Origin of the sequence: Staphylococcus sp. Marseille-Q1834, from assembly GCF_916858875.1 — a bacterium.
Classification (GTDB): domain Bacteria; phylum Bacillota; class Bacilli; order Staphylococcales; family Staphylococcaceae; genus Staphylococcus; species Staphylococcus pragensis.
Genome location: NZ_CAKASN010000001.1, coordinates 506,396 through 523,073, shown reverse-complemented (window position 1 = coordinate 523,073; position 16,678 = coordinate 506,396). Strand labels below are relative to the sequence as shown.

Sequence of the window (16,678 nt, the reverse complement as noted above, 5' to 3'; positions counted from 1 at the left end):
TAGGTGGACTAATTTAAGTTAAATTGGAATATTTTATTTGGAAACTAAAAAATACTGTCATTGCGTGTTTTCAAATTGGATGAAAATTATCATCATATTCCAATGGATAACCCTAAGGTAATTAAAAACATTGTTTAACATACAACAAGGGTTGTAACGATGTTAATAATTTTGATTTTAGGGTATAAATATTTTTAAGTTTTGAACTAATTTTGACAAAGTTTTATACTAATTATTGATATGAGTTTTATAACATAAATTATTATTAAATTTATTTTAGATATTTGAACTTACTATACCAGCATAAAACACAATTGTTATAAAACAGAAAATAGATTGACAGTAATTTAAAAAACGTAAGAGTACGTTATCATCATTGAGGTTATATGTCATATAAATGCGTATGCGTGCCTCGAAATAATTTTCAGAAAGAATATTAAAGGTGAGATATCATGGTACAACGTGGCTATGGGGAGTCTAACGGGAAGATCATATTAATCGGGGAGCATGCGGTCACTTTCGGACAACCAGCAATTGCAATCCCATTTACTTCAGGCAAAGTCAAAGTGCTTATTGAAAGTTTAGAAAAAGGTAACTATTCAGCGATTCAAAGTGATGTGTACGACGGCCCATTATATGATGCGCCAGAACATTTGAAATCATTAATTGGACATTTTGTTGAAAATAAAAAAGTTGAAGAACCGTTGTTAGTTAAAATTCAAGCTAATTTACCACCTTCAAGAGGATTGGGTTCAAGTGCTGCCGTAGCAGTGGCATTCATCAGAGCAAGTTATGATTACTTAGGCTTACCGTTAACAGATAAAGAATTATTGGAACATGCGGATTGGGCAGAACGTATTGCGCATGGTAAACCAAGCGGAATTGATACGAAAACGATCGTAACGAATCAACCGGTTTGGTATCAAAAAGGCGAAGTTGAAATCTTAAAGTCTTTAGATTTAGATGGCTATATGGTAGTGATTGATACAGGAATTAAAGGCTCTACAAAGCAAGCGGTAGAAGATGTTCATCGTTTATGTGATAACGATGACGAATACATGAAAGTCGTTGAACATATCGGAAGCTTAGTTTATTCAGCAAGTGAAGCGATTGAACAACATAGCTTTGATCAATTAGCAGAAGTATTTAACGCATGTCAATCGGATTTACGTACGCTCACAGTGAGTCACGATAAAATTGAAATGTTGTTGAAATTAGGTGAACAACATGGCTCTGTAGCAGGTAAATTGACAGGTGGCGGTCGTGGAGGCAGTATGCTGATTTTAGCTAGAGAGTTAAATACGGCGAAAGCGATTGTTTCAGCAGCCGAGAAAGCTGGCGCACAACATACGTGGATTGAAAAGTTAGGAGGATAAACCATTGAAACAAAGTGGTAAAGCACGCGCACACACGAATATAGCACTGATTAAATATTGGGGTAAAGCGGATGAAGCATTAATCATTCCAATGAATAATAGTTTATCGGTGACGTTAGACCGTTTTTATACGGAAACACAAGTAACTTTTGACGAAACATTATCTCAGGATCAGTTAATTCTTAACGGAGAAGAAGTCGATGCGAAAGAAAGCGCAAAGATTCAACGTTATATGGATATGATTCGTAAAGAAGCAGGTATCACAACATATGCTTTAATTGAAAGTGAGAATTTCGTACCAACAGCTGCAGGCTTAGCGTCTTCAGCTAGTGCTTATGCTGCTTTAGCGGGTGCTTGTAATGAGGCACTACAATTAGGTTTATCTGATAAAGATTTATCACGTTTAGCGCGTCGTGGCTCTGGTTCAGCTTCACGTAGTATTTTCGGCGGTTTCGCTGAATGGGAAAAAGGGCATGACGATGCTACATCATATGCTCATAGTATTGATGCAAATGGTTGGGAAGACGACCTAGCCATGATTTTTGTTGTTATTAATAATAAATCTAAAAAAGTTTCAAGTCGCTCAGGGATGTCATTAACACGTGATACCTCTCGTTTCTACCAATATTGGTTAGATCGTGTTGACGAAGACTTAAAAGAAACAAAAGATGCGATTGCACAGAAAGACTTCAAACGTATGGGTGAAGTTATTGAAGCAAATGGCTTACGTATGCACGCAACGAATTTAGGTGCGCAACCTCCATTTACATATCTAGTACCAGAAAGCTATGAAGCGATGCGTATTGTACATGAATGTAGAGAAGCAGGCTTACCTTGTTACTTCACAATGGACGCAGGCCCTAACGTAAAAGTATTAATTGAAAAGAAAAATAAACAAGCAATTGTAGATAAATTTTTAGAAACATTTGACCAAGCGCAAATCATCACAAGCGACATTACACATTCAGGCGTCGAAATAATTAAGTAAGGAAGAGATATAATGATTCAGGTGAAAGCACCCGGGAAACTATATGTAGCAGGTGAATATGCAGTAACTGAGCCAGGCTATAAGTCTGTCTTAATTGCTGTGGACCGATTTGTTACGGCTACTATTGAGGCTTCAAATGAAGTATCAGGTACCATTCATTCTAAAACGTTACATTACGAACCAGTAACGTTTTATCGCAATGAAGATAAAATTGAAATATCTGATGCGCATGCCGCAAACCAATTAAAATATGTAGTAACGGCAATTGAAGTTTTTGAACAGTATGCTAGAAGTTGTAATATCCACTTAAAACATTTCCACTTGACGATTGATAGTAATCTAGATGATGCTTCAGGTCAGAAGTATGGTTTAGGTTCAAGTGCTGCAGTATTAGTTTCTGTCGTTAAAGTGTTAAATGAATTTTATGAGATGCAATTATCTAATTTATATATTTATAAATTAGCTGTTATTGCAAACATGCGACTTCAAAGTTTAAGTTCATGTGGAGATATCGCTGTAAGTGTATATAGTGGCTGGTTAGCGTATAGTACCTTTGATCATGAATGGGTGAAACAACAAATGGAAGAAACATCTGTTACAGATGTTTTAGAGAAGAACTGGCCTGGTCTTCATATTGAGCCACTTCAAGCGCCTGAGAATATGGAAGTATTGATAGGCTGGACGGGTTCACCTGCATCTTCACCTCATTTAGTAAGTGAAGTGAAACGTCTTAAATCGGACCCTATTTTTTATGGGGAATTTTTAGATCAATCGCATACATGTGTTGAGAACTTAATTTATGCATTTAAAACAAATAATATTAAAGGCGTACAAAAGAGGATTCGTCAAAACCGCAGCATTATTCAACAAATGGATAATGAAGCAACGGTAGATATTGAAACAGAGAATTTAAAATTACTGTGTGATATTGGAGAGCGTTTTGGTGGCGCCGCGAAAACTTCTGGCGCTGGTGGAGGCGACTGCGGTATTACAATTATAGATAACCGTATTGATAAACAGCGCATTTATAATGAATGGGAAGCTAAAGGTATTAAACCACTTAAATTTAGAATTTATCACGGCCAATAGAAGAATAGAGAAATAAGTAAGACATAATTCGATTAAGAAATTAGTGTCTTGCTTTTTTTATTGGGAAAATGTAGGACTTTTAAACCAGTGCTTGAATTTTTCAATAAAAAGAGTAAAATAATTAGAGTTAAATTAGTCGATAACTCATAGAGGCAAAATATATATAATAATAAAAATAGAAAGGTGGGTGGAAAATGAAAAATAAATTCCTAATCTGCGATGAATGCCAGGCAGTAAATATAAAAACATTAAAGAAAAAATTAGAAAAATTAGATCCTGAAGCAGAAATTGAAATAGGTTGCCAATCCTATTGTGGCCCAGGACGTCGTAAAACATTCGCATTCGTAAACAACCGCCCACTTGCTGCACTCACTGAAGATGAATTAATGGAAAAGGTGACAGCACAACTGAAAAAACCACGTGATCCCGAAGAAGAAGAGCGACTACGTAAACGTAACGAAGAGCGTAAACGACGCAAAGAAGAACAAGATAGAAAATTAAAAGAAAAATTAGCTAAACGTAAAGCCGCTAAATAAGATTCTTTTTAGTTTATTAGTATTACTTAGGCAATAGTATATAAAACTTAGTAATAAGGGATTCTGTTGCAAAGTTAATTTTATAGTATAAGTTTAATAAAAAAGAAGCGTTCTCTACAAACTATTTCAGATATAAACAATTTAACAAGGACGTCATAACTGTAGCTGTTGGCTACTGTATAAGATATGCACTTAGTTATCGTGATATATTTGAAAATTAAGAGAACGTGATGTAAAGATTCATCATTCAACGGTCTACCGTCGGGTTCAAGAATATGCTCCTATTTCGTATCGAATTTGGAAGAAAAAGCATAAAAAAGACTATTATAAATGATGTGTTGATGAGACATACATCAAAATAACAGGGACAAACCTTATTATATCAAGGTTTGTCCCTTTCTAAAGCGTTATGATTTATACATATAGACATAATGCCATTTATCGGAAGTTATCTATAACTCATCTAGTACAGATGATATAATATACAGGTCGCCTATCTCTCAGGCGTCAATTTAGACGCAGAGAGGAGGTGTATAAAGTGATGCTTATTTTCGTTTACATCATAGCGCCAGCCATCAGTGGCTGTGCCATTGCGTTTTTTACTCATTGGCTAAGTAAACGCAATAAAAAAAGGTGACATATAGCCACACCAACAAAAATCCCCTCACTATTGCGAGTAGTGGGGGGATTGGCGTATAAGTGAATACTTATTTTCGTTACTTAAATTATAACACTGTTGAGTGAAGAAATGCAAAAAGCAATTTTTCAATGCAAATTAGAACTTCTTACAGCGCCTGAAAACAGATGATAATAATCTATTTAAAAATGAAATTTTCTAATGGAAGATCACCTATAAAAAAGGAGATAGTGTATAAAAATTAAAAAGGGGTATTAAGCGATGGAAATTTTGATTAAAATGATAGATATAATCGTTGCTATTGTATCTACTTTTACGGATGAGACTTCGAAATATTTAGCGAAAATAAAAGAAAAATGGGATAAAATTAAACAATAAGATTGAACTTTTAAGTTTTAAGTTTTTCGTTGGTTATATTGGTATCATTTTTCAGTTATTCTTTTATCATTTTTATCAAGAAAAGAAGAAACTCGTTTCCAAAACCTAAAATCTGGAGGTTAATAAATGATTTTTATAAGTGCATGTTTAGTCGGCCAAAATGTTAGATATGACGGAGGAAACAAACTCAACAACAATTTAAAAAAACTTGTAGATCAAGGTATTGCAAAACCAATATGTCCTGAAATTTTAGGAGGACTATCCACTCCAAGAAATCCTGCAGAGATCGTAGGGGGAGATGGTTTTGATGTTTTAGAAAATAAAGCTAAAATCATTGATAATCAAGGAAACGATGTTACACAAGAATATGTAAATGGAGCAATGAAAGCATTAGATACTTGTCAAAAAATGAACTGTAAAACATTAATCCTAAAATCCGATAGCCCAACTTGCAGTTCAGAAAATATTTACACTGGTGAATTTAACGGAAACAAAAAACAAGGGGTAGGAATATTTTCGGCACTACTAATAAAAAACGGAATACAAGTTTATAACGAAAAAAACTATAATATTTAGAGAAAAGAGAAAACGTATTTTTCATATCGAATCAGTATTCAAGTTGATAATTGCTCTTAATAAGCTAAGTAGACTTATTAAGAGCTCTTTTTAATTTTGTCTAAATTTCTACGTAACCACTCATAATAAATATAGTTGGTCAGTTGAGAGAATACTACCATGTTAAAATGATGATTAGTTATATTTTTCTGACTTTGTAACAGAAACTAATTTGCTTATATAAATGTAAAAAACGCTAGAAAGATTCAAGTATCTTCCTAGCGTTCAACTTAAAATTTAATCTTATGACATTACAACTACGTTAGTAGCTTGTTCGCCACGTTGACCTTCAGTAATGTCGAAATCAACTTTTTGGCCTTCTTCTAAAGTTTTGTAACCTTCACCAGCAATACCGCTGAAGTGTACGAATACGTCACTTCCGTCTTCTCTTTCGATAAAGCCAAAACCTTTTTCTGCGTTAAACCATTTTACTGTACCGTTATTCATATAGAATACCTCCATGTGCTTTTGCACGAAATATTTGTAACAAATTCATTTATAAAAAAGAGAGTATTCTAAACAAACACACTACAATTAAATTCACGAGCTTTTATTACGTAAGGTTAACTATAAAGGTTTACATTTAATAAGTAAAGCTTTTTATTTTTTTAGATTTTGATAAATTAATATTATTGCTATCATAATACTGTCATAACAGTATATAGTCTCTTAAAAAATTTTTTTAAATATTAAATAAATCGTTAAAAGATTCTACCATTGTTGGATGTGTATAAATATCATCTCTTAAAACTTGGTAAGAGATATGCTGATCAATTGCTAATTTGATTAAATTAATAATTTCCTCTGATTCTTTACCATATAATGTAGCGCCTAAAATTTCACTATTCTCTTTATCTATAACGACTTTAAACAAACCACGTGGGTCGTTGTTAATTTTATGACGAGGTACTGTATTAATAGCTAATTTATTTTCAATAAAATCATAGCCTTGTGCTTCGGCTTCTTTCGCTGTTAATCCAACGCGAGAGAGTGGAGGATCAATAAAGACAGTATACGGAATGACGCCACGATTTTCTGTAGTACGGTCGCGATTACCAAATAATTCAGATTTTAAAATTCTAAAGTCATCTAATGAGATATAAGTAAATTGTAGACCCCCTTTAACGTCACCAGCTGCGTAGATATTTTCAACTGAAGTTTGAAGATGCGCATTAACTTTAATTTCACCACGTTCTCCAAGTTGAATATCCGTATTTTCAAGCGCTAAGTCTGTATTTGGAACACGTCCTGTTGCTAATAAAATTGCATCAGCTTTAAACGTTCCTTTTGAAGTTTCAACAATTGTATGCGAGCCGTCATTTCTGAAGGCTTGTGTTTCTGCTTCTGTGACAAACGTAATTCCTTTCGCTTCCAAATCTTTTAATGCATATTCCACTACTTCGTTATCTTCACGTGGCATGATTTGTTTGCCATACTCCACGACAGTCACGCTTGATCCAAAGTTTGCGAACATCGATGCAAACTCTAAGGCAATATAGCCACCACCAATAATCACTAAATCTTTAGGCTGTGTCTCAATATTTAATAAACCGCGCGAATCGTAAATATTTTGTGCGATATCAAGCCCTTTAATCTTAGGAATATTGGATTTTGCACCAGTGTTAATTATGATTTTATCCGCTGTAAGCGTATGTGCAACAGTACCATCTTCGTTCAATAACTCAACTTCGGTATTTGATTTAAATTGAGCTTTATAATCTAGAACATCAATATTTGCATCGTTTGCTAAATGAGCGTAGTTCTTTTTATTTAGGGCACTGACCACTTCTTTTTTTCTTGAAAATGCAGGACCAAAATCTGCACCGTCAATTCCGTCATGCACAAGTACTTTACTAGGTATACAGCCATGATTTATACAAGTACCTCCGTAGTTATTTGATGATTGTTCTACTAAAGCGACTTGGTGTCCTTGTGATGCTGCGTATTTTGCAAGTGTTTTACCGGCTTTACCGAAACCGATGATTAATAAATTATAATGTGTCATTTATTGTTTCCTCCTGAAGCGTTTCTTTGAGTACGTCATTAATCGTCAAGTTACTATAAAAGTCGAGGGTTAAAGCTATTTCTTGCGCTTTGTAGCGATTCATTGTGTGTGCAATGTTTCTTGATATTTTACAATGACTCTGCTCGTTACCTGTAAAAATGCGTTGTGCGTTAGCTTTATCTAACACGAAAAGCTGATAAAGTGTAGACAACTTGATAGAGGGGGTTCTATCGTTTGCTCGGTAGCCTCCGCCTTTTCCGCGAAGGGTATCTATATAATCATTATGATTCAATATAGTGGTGACGCGACGTAGTTGAACTGGATTAAGACAGGTAAGCTGGGCTAGGTCTTGGCTACTGAAATGTTGATCTTTATGTTTAGTTAGAAAAGTTAGAACGTGAACTGCGATATTAAATTCTAAATTCATAGTGTACTCCTTTAATGTAACTTGATTAGTTACATTAAAGTATATTTTTACAAGTTAGTCAAGATGAATGTATTATGGGTATTGGGGTAAACTATAAATAGTTAATTGAAAATAAAGGAGCGATAATGAATGGCAAATTTAGTACAATTAGGTAAATCAGATGTAAATGTATTCCCAATCGCATTAGGTACGAATGCGGTAGGTGGTCACAACTTATATCCGAATTTAGATGAAGAACAAGGCAAGGAAGTTGTACGTAAGGCGATTGATAATGGCATTACTTTATTAGATACAGCCTACATTTATGGACCTGAACGTTCTGAAGAATTAGTTGGCCAAGTGGTTCAAGAATATCCTCGTGAGAAAGTTCAAATTGCGACTAAAGGTTCTCACGTTATTCAAGAAAATGGAGATGTTATACACAACAATGATCCTGAATACTTAAAACAACAAGTTGAGAATAGTTTAAAACGTCTTCAAGTAGATTATATCGATTTATATTATATTCATTTTCCAGATGAAGATACGCCAAAAGATAAGGCTGTCGCTGCATTACAAGAATTAAAAGAAGAAGGTAAAATTAAAGCGATTGGTGTATCTAACTTCACATTAGATCAACTTAAAGAAGCGAATAAAGATGGATACGTTGATGTTGTGCAATTAGAATATAACTTATTGCATCGTGAAAATGAAGAAGTGATGAAATATGCAGCTGAAAATAACATTACATTCGTACCATATTTCCCATTAGCGTCTGGTATCTTGGCAGGTAAATACGATGAGAATCAAACATTCGATGATCATCGCGCTAGACGTCGTGATTTCCAACCTGAAGTATTCAAAGACAACGTTCGTCGTGTAAAAGAATTAAGTAGTATTGCTGAAGCACATAACACTTCAATTGCTAATGTCGTATTAGCATTCTATTTAACACGTCCAGAATTAGATGTTGTAATTCCTGGTGCCAAACGTGCTGAACAAGTTGTAGAGAATATTGAAGCGGCGAATATACAATTAACTGATGAAGAAATTAAAAAAATTGATGAACTTTTCCCTATTGAATAATAAAAGATAAAATTTTAAATGATTTAAAGTAATTTAAGCTCCTACTCCGTTTATAAAGGTGTAGGGGCTTTTCAATATAGATGATTGTAGAGACTGGTTAAATATTTTATAAACTTATTACATAAAAATGCAATGACAGGGTACAACAATAGTGTAGAAATATTTAGGGTATTTTAAGTTTTTTTGAAGCGAATAATTAACATTTTTATAGTAAAATAAATGAAGTTTAGTGTTTTGATTAAAAATAATTATATTAATTTATATATATTATAGGAATTTGACTAATAAGTTTACGGGTTTATTGAAAGTGAGGAATGTTAGATGATAACTGTCTTATTTGGGGGAAGCCGTCCAGAAGGTAATACGGCACAAATTACAAAGTATGCTTTAGAAGGTTTAGATTATAATTGGATAGATTTAACGCAATATCAATTCACTCCAGTTAGAGATTTACGTCATGAAAATGAAGATATTAAAACGTATTCAGATGACTATAAAGAAATTATCGATAAAGTTTTAGAAAGTGATACAGTTATTTTCGCTTCACCAGTTTATTGGTACAGTATTTCAGCCTCATTAAAGGCATTTATCGATAATTGGTCTGAAACACTCATTGATCCTAACTACAAAGACTTTAAGGAAAAGATGGCTAAAATAGATTTCCGTCTTATTTTAGTAGGGGGAGATTGTCCTAAGGTTAAAGCTAAACCTTGTATTACCCAAATGAAATACACATTGGACTATATTGGTGCTGAGTTAAAAGGATATATCATTGGTACGGCTGAAAGACCAGGGGATATTATGAAAGATGCATTTGCATTAGAAAGAGCTAAAGAGTGGAATGAAACGTTAGGCTAAGTGATAAGAAAGTAGTTTCACGCTCTGAGTTATGAGTCTGAGGTTTACTTACATAGTAAGCGTTTAACAACAGACTATGATATAATTCGATTATTAATTCCATTGTAAAGTCAGGAGAATCAAGTATGTTTAAAGTCAGAGAAGCGACAGCAAATGACGTTGTAGCTATCAGAGATGTTGCTACTAAAGCATGGTATAACACTTATTTAAATATTTACGCTGCATCAACGATTAATGAGTTACTTGCTGCTTCGTATAATGAAACACATTTGAAAAAACGTTTAGAAGAACAACTTTTCTTAGTAGCTGAAGAAGAAGAGGAAATCGTAGGGTTTGCTAATTTTATTTATGGTAAAGAATTATATTTATCAGCACACTACGTTCACCCAGAATCTCAGCACAAAGGCTATGGTACAAGTTTACTTGAGAAAGGTTTAGAATATTTCCAAGATAAATATGATGTGGTTTACCTTGAAGTTGATAATAAAAACGAGGGTGCAATCAAATATTACCAAAATCATGGTTTTGAAATTGTACGTTCTTACCAACCAGAAATGTATGGTGAACAATTAGATTTAGCCTTAATGAAGAAAAAATTATAAAGAAAAGCGTATGTTCTTATGAAAGGGAGGATGACATTGACGCAAACACCTTATGTTGAACAAAAATTAGCTGAGGAGAAAGTATTTAAAGATCCGATTCACAAATACATTCATGTTAAAGATCAGCTTATTTGGGATTTAATTAAGACTAAAGAATTTCAACGTTTACGTCGCATTAAGCAATTAGGCACACTTTATCTTTCTTTTCATACTGCAGAACATAGTCGTTTTGGTCATTCTTTAGGTGTTTATGAAATTGTACGTCGTATGATTGACGAGTCTTTTGTAGGGCGTGAAGCTTGGAATAATGAAGATAGACCGCTAGCTTTATGTGCAGCTTTATTACATGATTTAGGGCATGGTCCTTTTTCACATAGTTTTGAAAAGATATTTAACACAGATCATGAAGCATTTACACAGGCTATTATTACTGGTGGCACTGAAGTGAATGAAGTTTTAAGTCGTGTGTCTGAGACGTTTCCACAAGATGTGGCCGATGTTATTAATAAAACACATGAGAATAAATTAGTCATTTCTATGATTTCTTCACAAATTGATGCTGACCGCATGGACTATTTGCAACGAGATGCCTATTTTACAGGCGTTTCTTATGGCACATTTGATATGGAACGTATTTTGCGTTTAATGAGACCTTCTAAAAAAGAAGTACTTATCAAAGAAAGCGGCATGCATGCTGTAGAGAATTTCATTATGAGTCGCTATCAAATGTATTGGCAAATTTATTTCCATCCTGTTAGTCGAGGGGGAGAAGTGCTTTTAAATAATTGCTTAAAACGAGTGAAACACTTGTATCAAGAGGGTTATCATTTCAAGACGTATCCCCAAGATTTTGTACCTTTCTTTGAAGGGAATATTACGATTGAACAATATGTTGAATTAGACGAAGTGGTCGTTTTATATTACTTGAAAAAGTGGATTGAAGAAGACGATGTCATACTTAGCGATTTAGCGCGACGATTTATTAATCGTGATTTATTTAAATATATTCCATTTGATGGTTCGATTATTACAATTACTGAACTACAAGAATTATTTATTGAAGGTGGCATAGATCCAAATTATTATTTCGTTAGTGAAGCCTTTTCTGATTTACCATATGATTATGACCGTCCAGGTTCAAATCGTAAGCCTATTCATTTATTAAGACGAAACGGAAGTATTAAGGAAATCAGTAGTCAATCTTTAGTCATTTCAAGTATTACGGGTATAAATCGTGAAGATTATAAATTGTATTATCCTAAAGAAATGATTCTTAATATTAAAGACCCACAAGTTAAAGGTTCAATTATCAATTTATTGAATGAACTAAATTAGTAAATTGAAACTTTTTTATATAACACGTATGATATGCTATGGAATTTAAGTTTGTTGGAGGTGTAACACGTGTCTGAGAATAAAGGTTTTAAATTTAATATTATTAAGAATGATCCTCTAGATGGCCATAAAGGTACAAATATCGGAGCGATTAGTTTAGATAATATTGCACCGGTATTTATAGATGTAGCAAATAAAGAAGCGTTTATAGATATTGGCGGAATGCATGCACGTGCTCAAGTTGAAAAAGGCGTAAAATGGATTAACGAGAAAGAAGAAGTTGAAGGTGACGAAGCTAAAGAATATTGGCTTTGTTGGGTAACTACTGAACGTGGTGAAAATGGTCCGTATTATGCTGGTGTCACTGCTTGTTACTTACTTGTTAATAAAAGTATCCGTAGAGGATATAAAAGTATGCCTGAACATGTAAATATGATGGATAAATCTATGAAACATAAATTTATCATCGATCAAATTGGTGAAGATAATAAAAAAGTGCTCAAAGACTTTTTACAATCCCATAACGAAGAAATGTGGAATAATTCGAGTGAGGAATTATTTAAAGCATTTGAGTAAATAAAACATATTAAAAATCCCCATCATTGATAGACCAATGGTGGGGAGAATTATAGTATTTATAGTCGCTTGTTAGCTGAATTACATACATTCTATTTTTCTAATGTATCTCCAATGCTAAATTGATTATAGACTGTCTTCATAACCTCATTATATACGCTTTGTAATGGTAAGTTAGCGTGTTTACTTGCCAGTTTTATGTCTTCAAATTCAGGTTTCATTTTTAATATTTTTCCTTCTTTTAAAGAAAATTTAATCGTAATTTCCCCATATGACGTATTTACTTTACGAAATGTTCTACTTAAAATTTGGCGATCAACTGAATAACTACGTACACCTAAAGAAGAAGTATGTGTTAACACTAAGTCTTCAATATATTGTTTGTCACTAGTTTTACAAATAATAGTAAGTTGAACAGCAGGACGGTTCTTCTTCATAGTAATAGGTGTGTAGTAAACATCTAACACTCCTTTATGTAAAGCAGTTTCCATAAAGTGACCTAACATTTCAGGCGTCATATCATCAATCTGGCATTCAATGACCTGTACTTGATCATTGGCGTGTCGCGATGCATCTTCAAATTGAATAACTCTTAATACATTTGGGAAGTCGAAATCTTTATTACCTGCACCATACCCAATTTCTTTCATAGTTGCAGCTGGAAATGGTCCGAATTGGGTAACTAAACTTTTAGCAAATGAAGCGCCTGTTGGTGTCGTTAATTCACTTGCAACATCGAATTCAGCTAACGGGATACCTTTTAAGATTTCAGCTGTAGCTGGTGCCGGAATTGGGTAAATGCCATGTGCGATGTTAATTTTGCCATTACCCGTTGGAATAGGTGAGCAGTATAATGTATCGATACCTAATTGTTCTAATGCGATACAACCACCGATAATATCTATAATAGAATCCATTGCACCTACTTCGTGGAAATGAACATCTTCAATTGTCATGCCATGTATTTTTGCTTCAGCATAGCCAATTGTTTCAAATATCGCTTTACTACGTTCTTTAACACGATCTGCTAAGGTACTTTCATCAATCATTTTAAAGATATCAGCAGCTTTTCGATGGTGATGATGTTCATGGAAGTCAATTTTTAAAGTCATCGCATGAATGCCTTGTTTAATTTTCTTTTCAAAATGAAGCTTAAAATCATCGATAGGTAATGTTTTTAGCTCATCTTCAATAGCTTGAGGATTGGCTCCTAAATCTACCAATGCAGACAGTAACATATCCCCAGCAATACCTGCATGGCAGTCTAAATATAATGCATTACTCATATTTGTAACTCCATTCTATTTATTTTCTAGCATATTAATAATCATTGCGGCGTTATAGCCAGCTCCAAAACCATTATCTATATTGAGAACACTAGTGCCTGGAGCACATGAATTAACCATTGATAATAGGGTAGTGACACCATTTAAGTTTGCGCCATAACCTACGCTTGTAGGAACGGCATAGACTGGATGATCTACTAGTCCACCAACTACACTTGCAAGTGCGCCTTCCATTCCCGCTATCACTATCGAAACTTTACCACAACGAATCTCTTGAATTTGTTCAAATAAACGATGAATACCAGAGACCCCGACATCATAAAAACGTTTCACCTGTATACCCATAACTTCAGCGGTAATAGCAGCTTCTTCAGCAATAGGAAAGTCAGATGTACCAGCACATAATATTGAGATATAGTGATTTGATTTTTTAATCGTCTCAATGGGTGTACATATTATTTGCGCTTTAGGATGATATTCTAATTCAGGATGGTGTTCTAAAATGTGTGATGCTTTAGCTTCATTTACACGTGTAGCGAGTATAGTAGTTTCATGGTGAAGTAAACTTGTAATAATCTGGTCTATTTGTTCTTTCGTCTTTCCTTGACCGAAGATGACTTCAGGAAAGCCTTGGCGCTTTGCTCTATGTAAATCAATTTTAGCAAAGCCCAATTCGTCATAATGACTGAGTTGGGCTTTAGCTTCATCAATGGATATTTGATTCGATTTAACGCTTTCGAGCAAGTCTTCAATAAAGTTAGAATCTTTACTCATGTGTATACTTCCTTATACTAGTTTAGTTGTATCTGTATCTATCACTTCGTTCATGCTACCTGTTCTGTAACCTTCTAAATCTACAGTGACATAATCGAAACCAAGTTCTTTTAAACGTAATGTGATATTTGAATTATTGTTAATCACTGTCATTAAATCATCTTCCGCTACTTCAATACGTGCAATATTATGGTGGTAACGTACACGTACATTATTTACTCCTAAGCTTAGGATATATTTTTCAGCTTCATTTACTTTGTTAACTTTAGTGAAGCTTAATTCTTCGCCATAAGGAATACGTGACGCTAAGCTACATAATGCAGGTTTGTTCCATACTGGTAAACCAAGTTGTTGGCTTAATTCGCGCACTTCAGTTTTATATAAATTTGCTTCTTGTAAAACGCTGCGAACGCCAAATTCTTCGCGTGCTTTTAAACCTGGACGGAAATCTTCTAAATCATCCATAATCATACCATCTAATACATAATTGAAACCTAATTCATCTTTGATTTCGTCTAATTTGCCATACATTAAACGTTTACTATAGTACCAGCTTTCCGGCGTATTCTTCACGATGTTTTCATCTTCTAGTTCAGCCATCTCAGCTTCCATTACTTCAACACCTAGATTACGACCTAATTCAATTGCTTGGTTAAATTCTTCATTTCTGAAAAGTTCAGATTTCACAACAACGGGTTTAACATTTTCAGTGCCTAATACATCAATTGCTTTTTTAAGAACTAGACTGCTGTCTACACCTCCTGAAAAGGCGATTACAACGCTTTTCATATCCTTTAATAATGTGTCTAATTTTAACTCTTTATTGTTTAATTCAGTCATGTTTATCATTCCTTTCAATTATTCTTCTACATATGGAATTGTTAAAGGCCCTTGTGGCATAACTCCGATGCTCAATTTACGTCCTGCTTGTTCTTCTAATTCAGCAATCGTTTCTTCGATATTTGAAGTAGGATTCAACATTGAATCTTTTAATTGTTGATCTGTTAGTTGTGAATAGACATAGACATTTGCGAATGTTTGAATGCTTGCTTGTTTTTGAACTTGCCATTGGTCTACTTCTGAAAAGTTAGGATCATGAATAAGGTCTAAAATACCTTGCGGTGTATCCGCCATTTTGAATATTTCAGCGAATTTACCATGGTCTGGGAATCCATCTGCACATTCAGATACCATGATAATTGTTCCATTTTCCTTAACAACTTTACTAGCTGCGCTCATACCTTTAACTGTTTGATATAAGTTTTGGTCTAGAGGGTAACCTGAATTTGAAGCGATCACGATATCAAAACGATCATCACATTTAAACATAGCGTGTTCTTTAACGTAAGCACAACCTTCTTTGTGGGCTTCAAACACTTCACCACCAAAGGCAGCAGTGATTTTTTTATCTTTGTTTAAAGCTACGTTTAATAAGAAGTCAGGTTTACACATGCGATTAACCTCACGTGCCATGTCTTGAACAGGATTATCTTCTAAATTACCCCAAGTCGAACGTGGGTCGCCAATCATCTTAGCATTGTGGAATGTTTTAATTGTTTCTATACCAGCGATTCCAGGCATGATGCCTTTAGGACCACCTGAGAAACCTGCGAAAAAGTGAGGTTCAATGAATCCAGTCACAATTTTAAAGTCAGATTCCACATAGTCTTTATTTAAATAAGCATCGCAACCATATTTACTATGGCCCACTTTAACTAAGCTTTCTTTTTCATGACAATGATTGTGAACAATTTTTACACTATCAACGATATATTCACCTAACATTTGAATAAGTTCGTCACGTGTTTGATCACGATGCGTACCTGTTCCATTGATAATAACGAAATTTTCACGTGGGACGTGATTTAATTCTTCAATTAGCAAAGGAACTAAAATGTGGTTAGGTGTAGGGCGTGTAATATCACTAATCACAATTGAAACAATATCGTCACTTTTAACCATATCTTTTAAAGGTTTAGAACCTGTAGGATTTCTTAAAACTTCTTTTATAGCTGAAGTATAATCTTCAAGTGCATCAATACTTTGAGGTTCAATAACCGTGCTGTCAGCAGGCACATTAACTTCAACTTCAGATTTACCATATAGGACGTGCGTTTTCATAGTTCTTCCC

18 protein-coding genes and 1 pseudogene are annotated in these 16,678 nt (G+C 34.1%); 12 read left to right on the top strand and 7 right to left on the bottom strand.

The window, feature by feature from the left end:
* The first annotated feature begins 452 nt into the window (after positions 1 to 452).
* The 7 genes and pseudogenes from mvk (at position 453) to LIX58_RS02660 (ending at position 5,580) form a co-directional block, all read left to right on the top strand.
* Positions 453 to 1,376: a mevalonate kinase gene (gene mvk, locus LIX58_RS02690; protein WP_126564955.1), complete on the top strand. Its 924-nt coding sequence runs from the start codon at positions 453 to 455 to the stop codon at positions 1,374 to 1,376.
* A 4-nt stretch (positions 1,377 to 1,380) separates the two neighbouring features.
* Entirely contained in the window at positions 1,381 to 2,364 is a 984-nt protein-coding gene (gene mvaD, locus LIX58_RS02685; RefSeq protein ID WP_126564956.1) for a diphosphomevalonate decarboxylase, read from the top strand.
* A 12-nt stretch (positions 2,365 to 2,376) separates the two neighbouring features.
* The gene (locus tag LIX58_RS02680) at positions 2,377 to 3,453 is read left to right on the top strand and encodes a phosphomevalonate kinase (RefSeq protein ID WP_226386045.1); all 1,077 of its coding nucleotides are present in this window, start codon (positions 2,377 to 2,379) and stop codon (positions 3,451 to 3,453) included.
* A gap of 194 nt (positions 3,454 to 3,647) precedes the next feature.
* The gene (locus tag LIX58_RS02675) at positions 3,648 to 3,989 is read left to right on the top strand and encodes a DUF1450 domain-containing protein (protein WP_126564958.1); all 342 of its coding nucleotides are present in this window, start codon (positions 3,648 to 3,650) and stop codon (positions 3,987 to 3,989) included.
* A gap of 155 nt (positions 3,990 to 4,144) precedes the next feature.
* A pseudogene (locus LIX58_RS02670) lies at positions 4,145 to 4,320 on the top strand (IS6 family transposase); the annotation flags it as partial.
* Positions 4,321 to 4,527: 207 nt separating this feature from the next.
* Positions 4,528 to 4,626 (top strand): type I toxin-antitoxin system Fst family toxin, encoded by a 99-nt coding sequence (locus tag LIX58_RS02665; protein WP_126564962.1) that lies wholly within the window; start codon positions 4,528 to 4,530, stop codon positions 4,624 to 4,626.
* Positions 4,627 to 5,130: 504 nt separating this feature from the next.
* Positions 5,131 to 5,580, top strand: a complete 450-nt coding sequence (locus LIX58_RS02660) for a DUF523 domain-containing protein (protein WP_126564963.1) — start codon at positions 5,131 to 5,133, stop codon at positions 5,578 to 5,580.
* A 282-nt stretch (positions 5,581 to 5,862) separates the two neighbouring features.
* Here the strand turns inward: LIX58_RS02660 and LIX58_RS02655 are convergent, their stop codons facing one another.
* The 3 genes from LIX58_RS02655 to hypR form a co-directional block, all read right to left on the bottom strand.
* On the bottom strand, positions 5,863 to 6,066 hold the full coding sequence (locus tag LIX58_RS02655; RefSeq protein ID WP_049426256.1) for a cold-shock protein: 204 nt from the start codon (positions 6,064 to 6,066) through the stop codon (positions 5,863 to 5,865).
* Positions 6,067 to 6,301: 235 nt separating this feature from the next.
* The gene (merA, locus tag LIX58_RS02650) at positions 6,302 to 7,624 is read right to left on the bottom strand and encodes a hypothiocyanous acid reductase MerA (protein ID WP_126564965.1); all 1,323 of its coding nucleotides are present in this window, start codon (positions 7,622 to 7,624) and stop codon (positions 6,302 to 6,304) included.
* Positions 7,611 to 8,051 carry a redox-sensitive transcriptional regulator HypR gene (hypR, locus tag LIX58_RS02645; RefSeq protein ID WP_226386044.1) on the bottom strand — a complete coding sequence of 147 codons (441 nt, stop codon included), beginning with the start codon at positions 8,049 to 8,051 and terminating at the stop codon, positions 7,611 to 7,613. The genes merA and hypR overlap by 14 nt, the downstream gene beginning before the upstream one ends.
* Positions 8,052 to 8,180: 129 nt before the next feature.
* Here hypR and LIX58_RS02640 point away from each other — a divergent pair, with 129 nt between their 5' ends.
* The 5 genes from LIX58_RS02640 (at position 8,181) to LIX58_RS02620 (ending at position 12,487) form a co-directional block, all read left to right on the top strand.
* Positions 8,181 to 9,116: an aldo/keto reductase gene (locus tag LIX58_RS02640; RefSeq protein WP_154836459.1), complete on the top strand. Its 936-nt coding sequence runs from the start codon at positions 8,181 to 8,183 to the stop codon at positions 9,114 to 9,116.
* Between the two features lie 321 nt (positions 9,117 to 9,437).
* Positions 9,438 to 9,974 carry a flavodoxin family protein gene (locus LIX58_RS02635; protein WP_126564968.1) on the top strand — a complete coding sequence of 179 codons (537 nt, stop codon included), beginning with the start codon at positions 9,438 to 9,440 and terminating at the stop codon, positions 9,972 to 9,974.
* 125 nt (positions 9,975 to 10,099) lie between these two features.
* Positions 10,100 to 10,576, top strand: coding sequence for a GNAT family N-acetyltransferase (locus LIX58_RS02630; protein ID WP_126564969.1), 477 nt, complete (start codon positions 10,100 to 10,102; stop codon positions 10,574 to 10,576).
* Positions 10,577 to 10,606: 30 nt separating this feature from the next.
* Positions 10,607 to 11,911 (top strand): HD domain-containing protein, encoded by a 1,305-nt coding sequence (locus LIX58_RS02625; protein ID WP_126564970.1) that lies wholly within the window; start codon positions 10,607 to 10,609, stop codon positions 11,909 to 11,911.
* Between the two features lie 69 nt (positions 11,912 to 11,980).
* Complete coding sequence (locus LIX58_RS02620) at positions 11,981 to 12,487, top strand: YwhD family protein (RefSeq protein WP_126564971.1); 507 nt, start codon at positions 11,981 to 11,983, stop codon at positions 12,485 to 12,487.
* A 92-nt stretch (positions 12,488 to 12,579) separates the two neighbouring features.
* Here the strand turns inward: LIX58_RS02620 and larC are convergent, their stop codons facing one another.
* From larC to larA, 4 genes are read right to left on the bottom strand one after another with little or no spacing between them, the layout of a single operon-like run.
* Positions 12,580 to 13,773: a nickel pincer cofactor biosynthesis protein LarC gene (gene larC, locus LIX58_RS02615; protein WP_126564972.1), complete on the bottom strand. Its 1,194-nt coding sequence runs from the start codon at positions 13,771 to 13,773 to the stop codon at positions 12,580 to 12,582.
* A 15-nt stretch (positions 13,774 to 13,788) separates the two neighbouring features.
* Positions 13,789 to 14,547 (bottom strand): nickel pincer cofactor biosynthesis protein LarB, encoded by a 759-nt coding sequence (gene larB / locus LIX58_RS02610; RefSeq protein ID WP_126564973.1) that lies wholly within the window; start codon positions 14,545 to 14,547, stop codon positions 13,789 to 13,791.
* Between the two features lie 12 nt (positions 14,548 to 14,559).
* Complete coding sequence (gene larE / locus LIX58_RS02605) at positions 14,560 to 15,387, bottom strand: ATP-dependent sacrificial sulfur transferase LarE (protein ID WP_168210203.1); 828 nt, start codon at positions 15,385 to 15,387, stop codon at positions 14,560 to 14,562.
* Positions 15,388 to 15,405: 18 nt separating this feature from the next.
* Positions 15,406 to 16,668: a nickel-dependent lactate racemase gene (gene larA, locus LIX58_RS02600; protein WP_126564974.1), complete on the bottom strand. Its 1,263-nt coding sequence runs from the start codon at positions 16,666 to 16,668 to the stop codon at positions 15,406 to 15,408.
* Between the last annotated feature and the right edge of the window lie 10 nt (positions 16,669 to 16,678).

Excerpts from the sequence above, each read along its gene's own strand:
- LIX58_RS02640 (WP_154836459.1), top strand. The coding sequence starts at position 8,181 with ATGGCAAATTTAGTACAATTAGGTAAATCAGATGTAAATGTATTCCCA.
- merA (WP_126564965.1), bottom strand. The coding sequence starts at position 7,624 with ATGACACATTATAATTTATTAATCATCGGTTTCGGTAAAGCCGGTAAA.
- mvk (WP_126564955.1), top strand. The coding sequence starts at position 453 with ATGGTACAACGTGGCTATGGGGAGTCTAACGGGAAGATCATATTAATC.
- LIX58_RS02630 (WP_126564969.1), top strand. The coding sequence starts at position 10,100 with ATGTTTAAAGTCAGAGAAGCGACAGCAAATGACGTTGTAGCTATCAGA.
- larA (WP_126564974.1), bottom strand. The coding sequence starts at position 16,668 with ATGAAAACGCACGTCCTATATGGTAAATCTGAAGTTGAAGTTAATGTG.
- larE (WP_168210203.1), bottom strand. The coding sequence starts at position 15,387 with ATGACTGAATTAAACAATAAAGAGTTAAAATTAGACACATTATTAAAG.
- LIX58_RS02675 (WP_126564958.1), top strand. The coding sequence starts at position 3,648 with ATGAAAAATAAATTCCTAATCTGCGATGAATGCCAGGCAGTAAATATA.
- LIX58_RS02680 (WP_226386045.1), top strand. The coding sequence starts at position 2,377 with ATGATTCAGGTGAAAGCACCCGGGAAACTATATGTAGCAGGTGAATAT.
- LIX58_RS02660 (WP_126564963.1), top strand. The coding sequence starts at position 5,131 with ATGATTTTTATAAGTGCATGTTTAGTCGGCCAAAATGTTAGATATGAC.
- LIX58_RS02655 (WP_049426256.1), bottom strand. The coding sequence starts at position 6,066 with ATGAATAACGGTACAGTAAAATGGTTTAACGCAGAAAAAGGTTTTGGC.
- larC (WP_126564972.1), bottom strand. The coding sequence starts at position 13,773 with ATGAGTAATGCATTATATTTAGACTGCCATGCAGGTATTGCTGGGGAT.
- LIX58_RS02625 (WP_126564970.1), top strand. The coding sequence starts at position 10,607 with ATGACATTGACGCAAACACCTTATGTTGAACAAAAATTAGCTGAGGAG.
- LIX58_RS02635 (WP_126564968.1), top strand. The coding sequence starts at position 9,438 with ATGATAACTGTCTTATTTGGGGGAAGCCGTCCAGAAGGTAATACGGCA.
- hypR (WP_226386044.1), bottom strand. The coding sequence starts at position 8,051 with ATGAATTTAGAATTTAATATCGCAGTTCACGTTCTAACTTTTCTAACT.
- larB (WP_126564973.1), bottom strand. The coding sequence starts at position 14,547 with ATGAGTAAAGATTCTAACTTTATTGAAGACTTGCTCGAAAGCGTTAAA.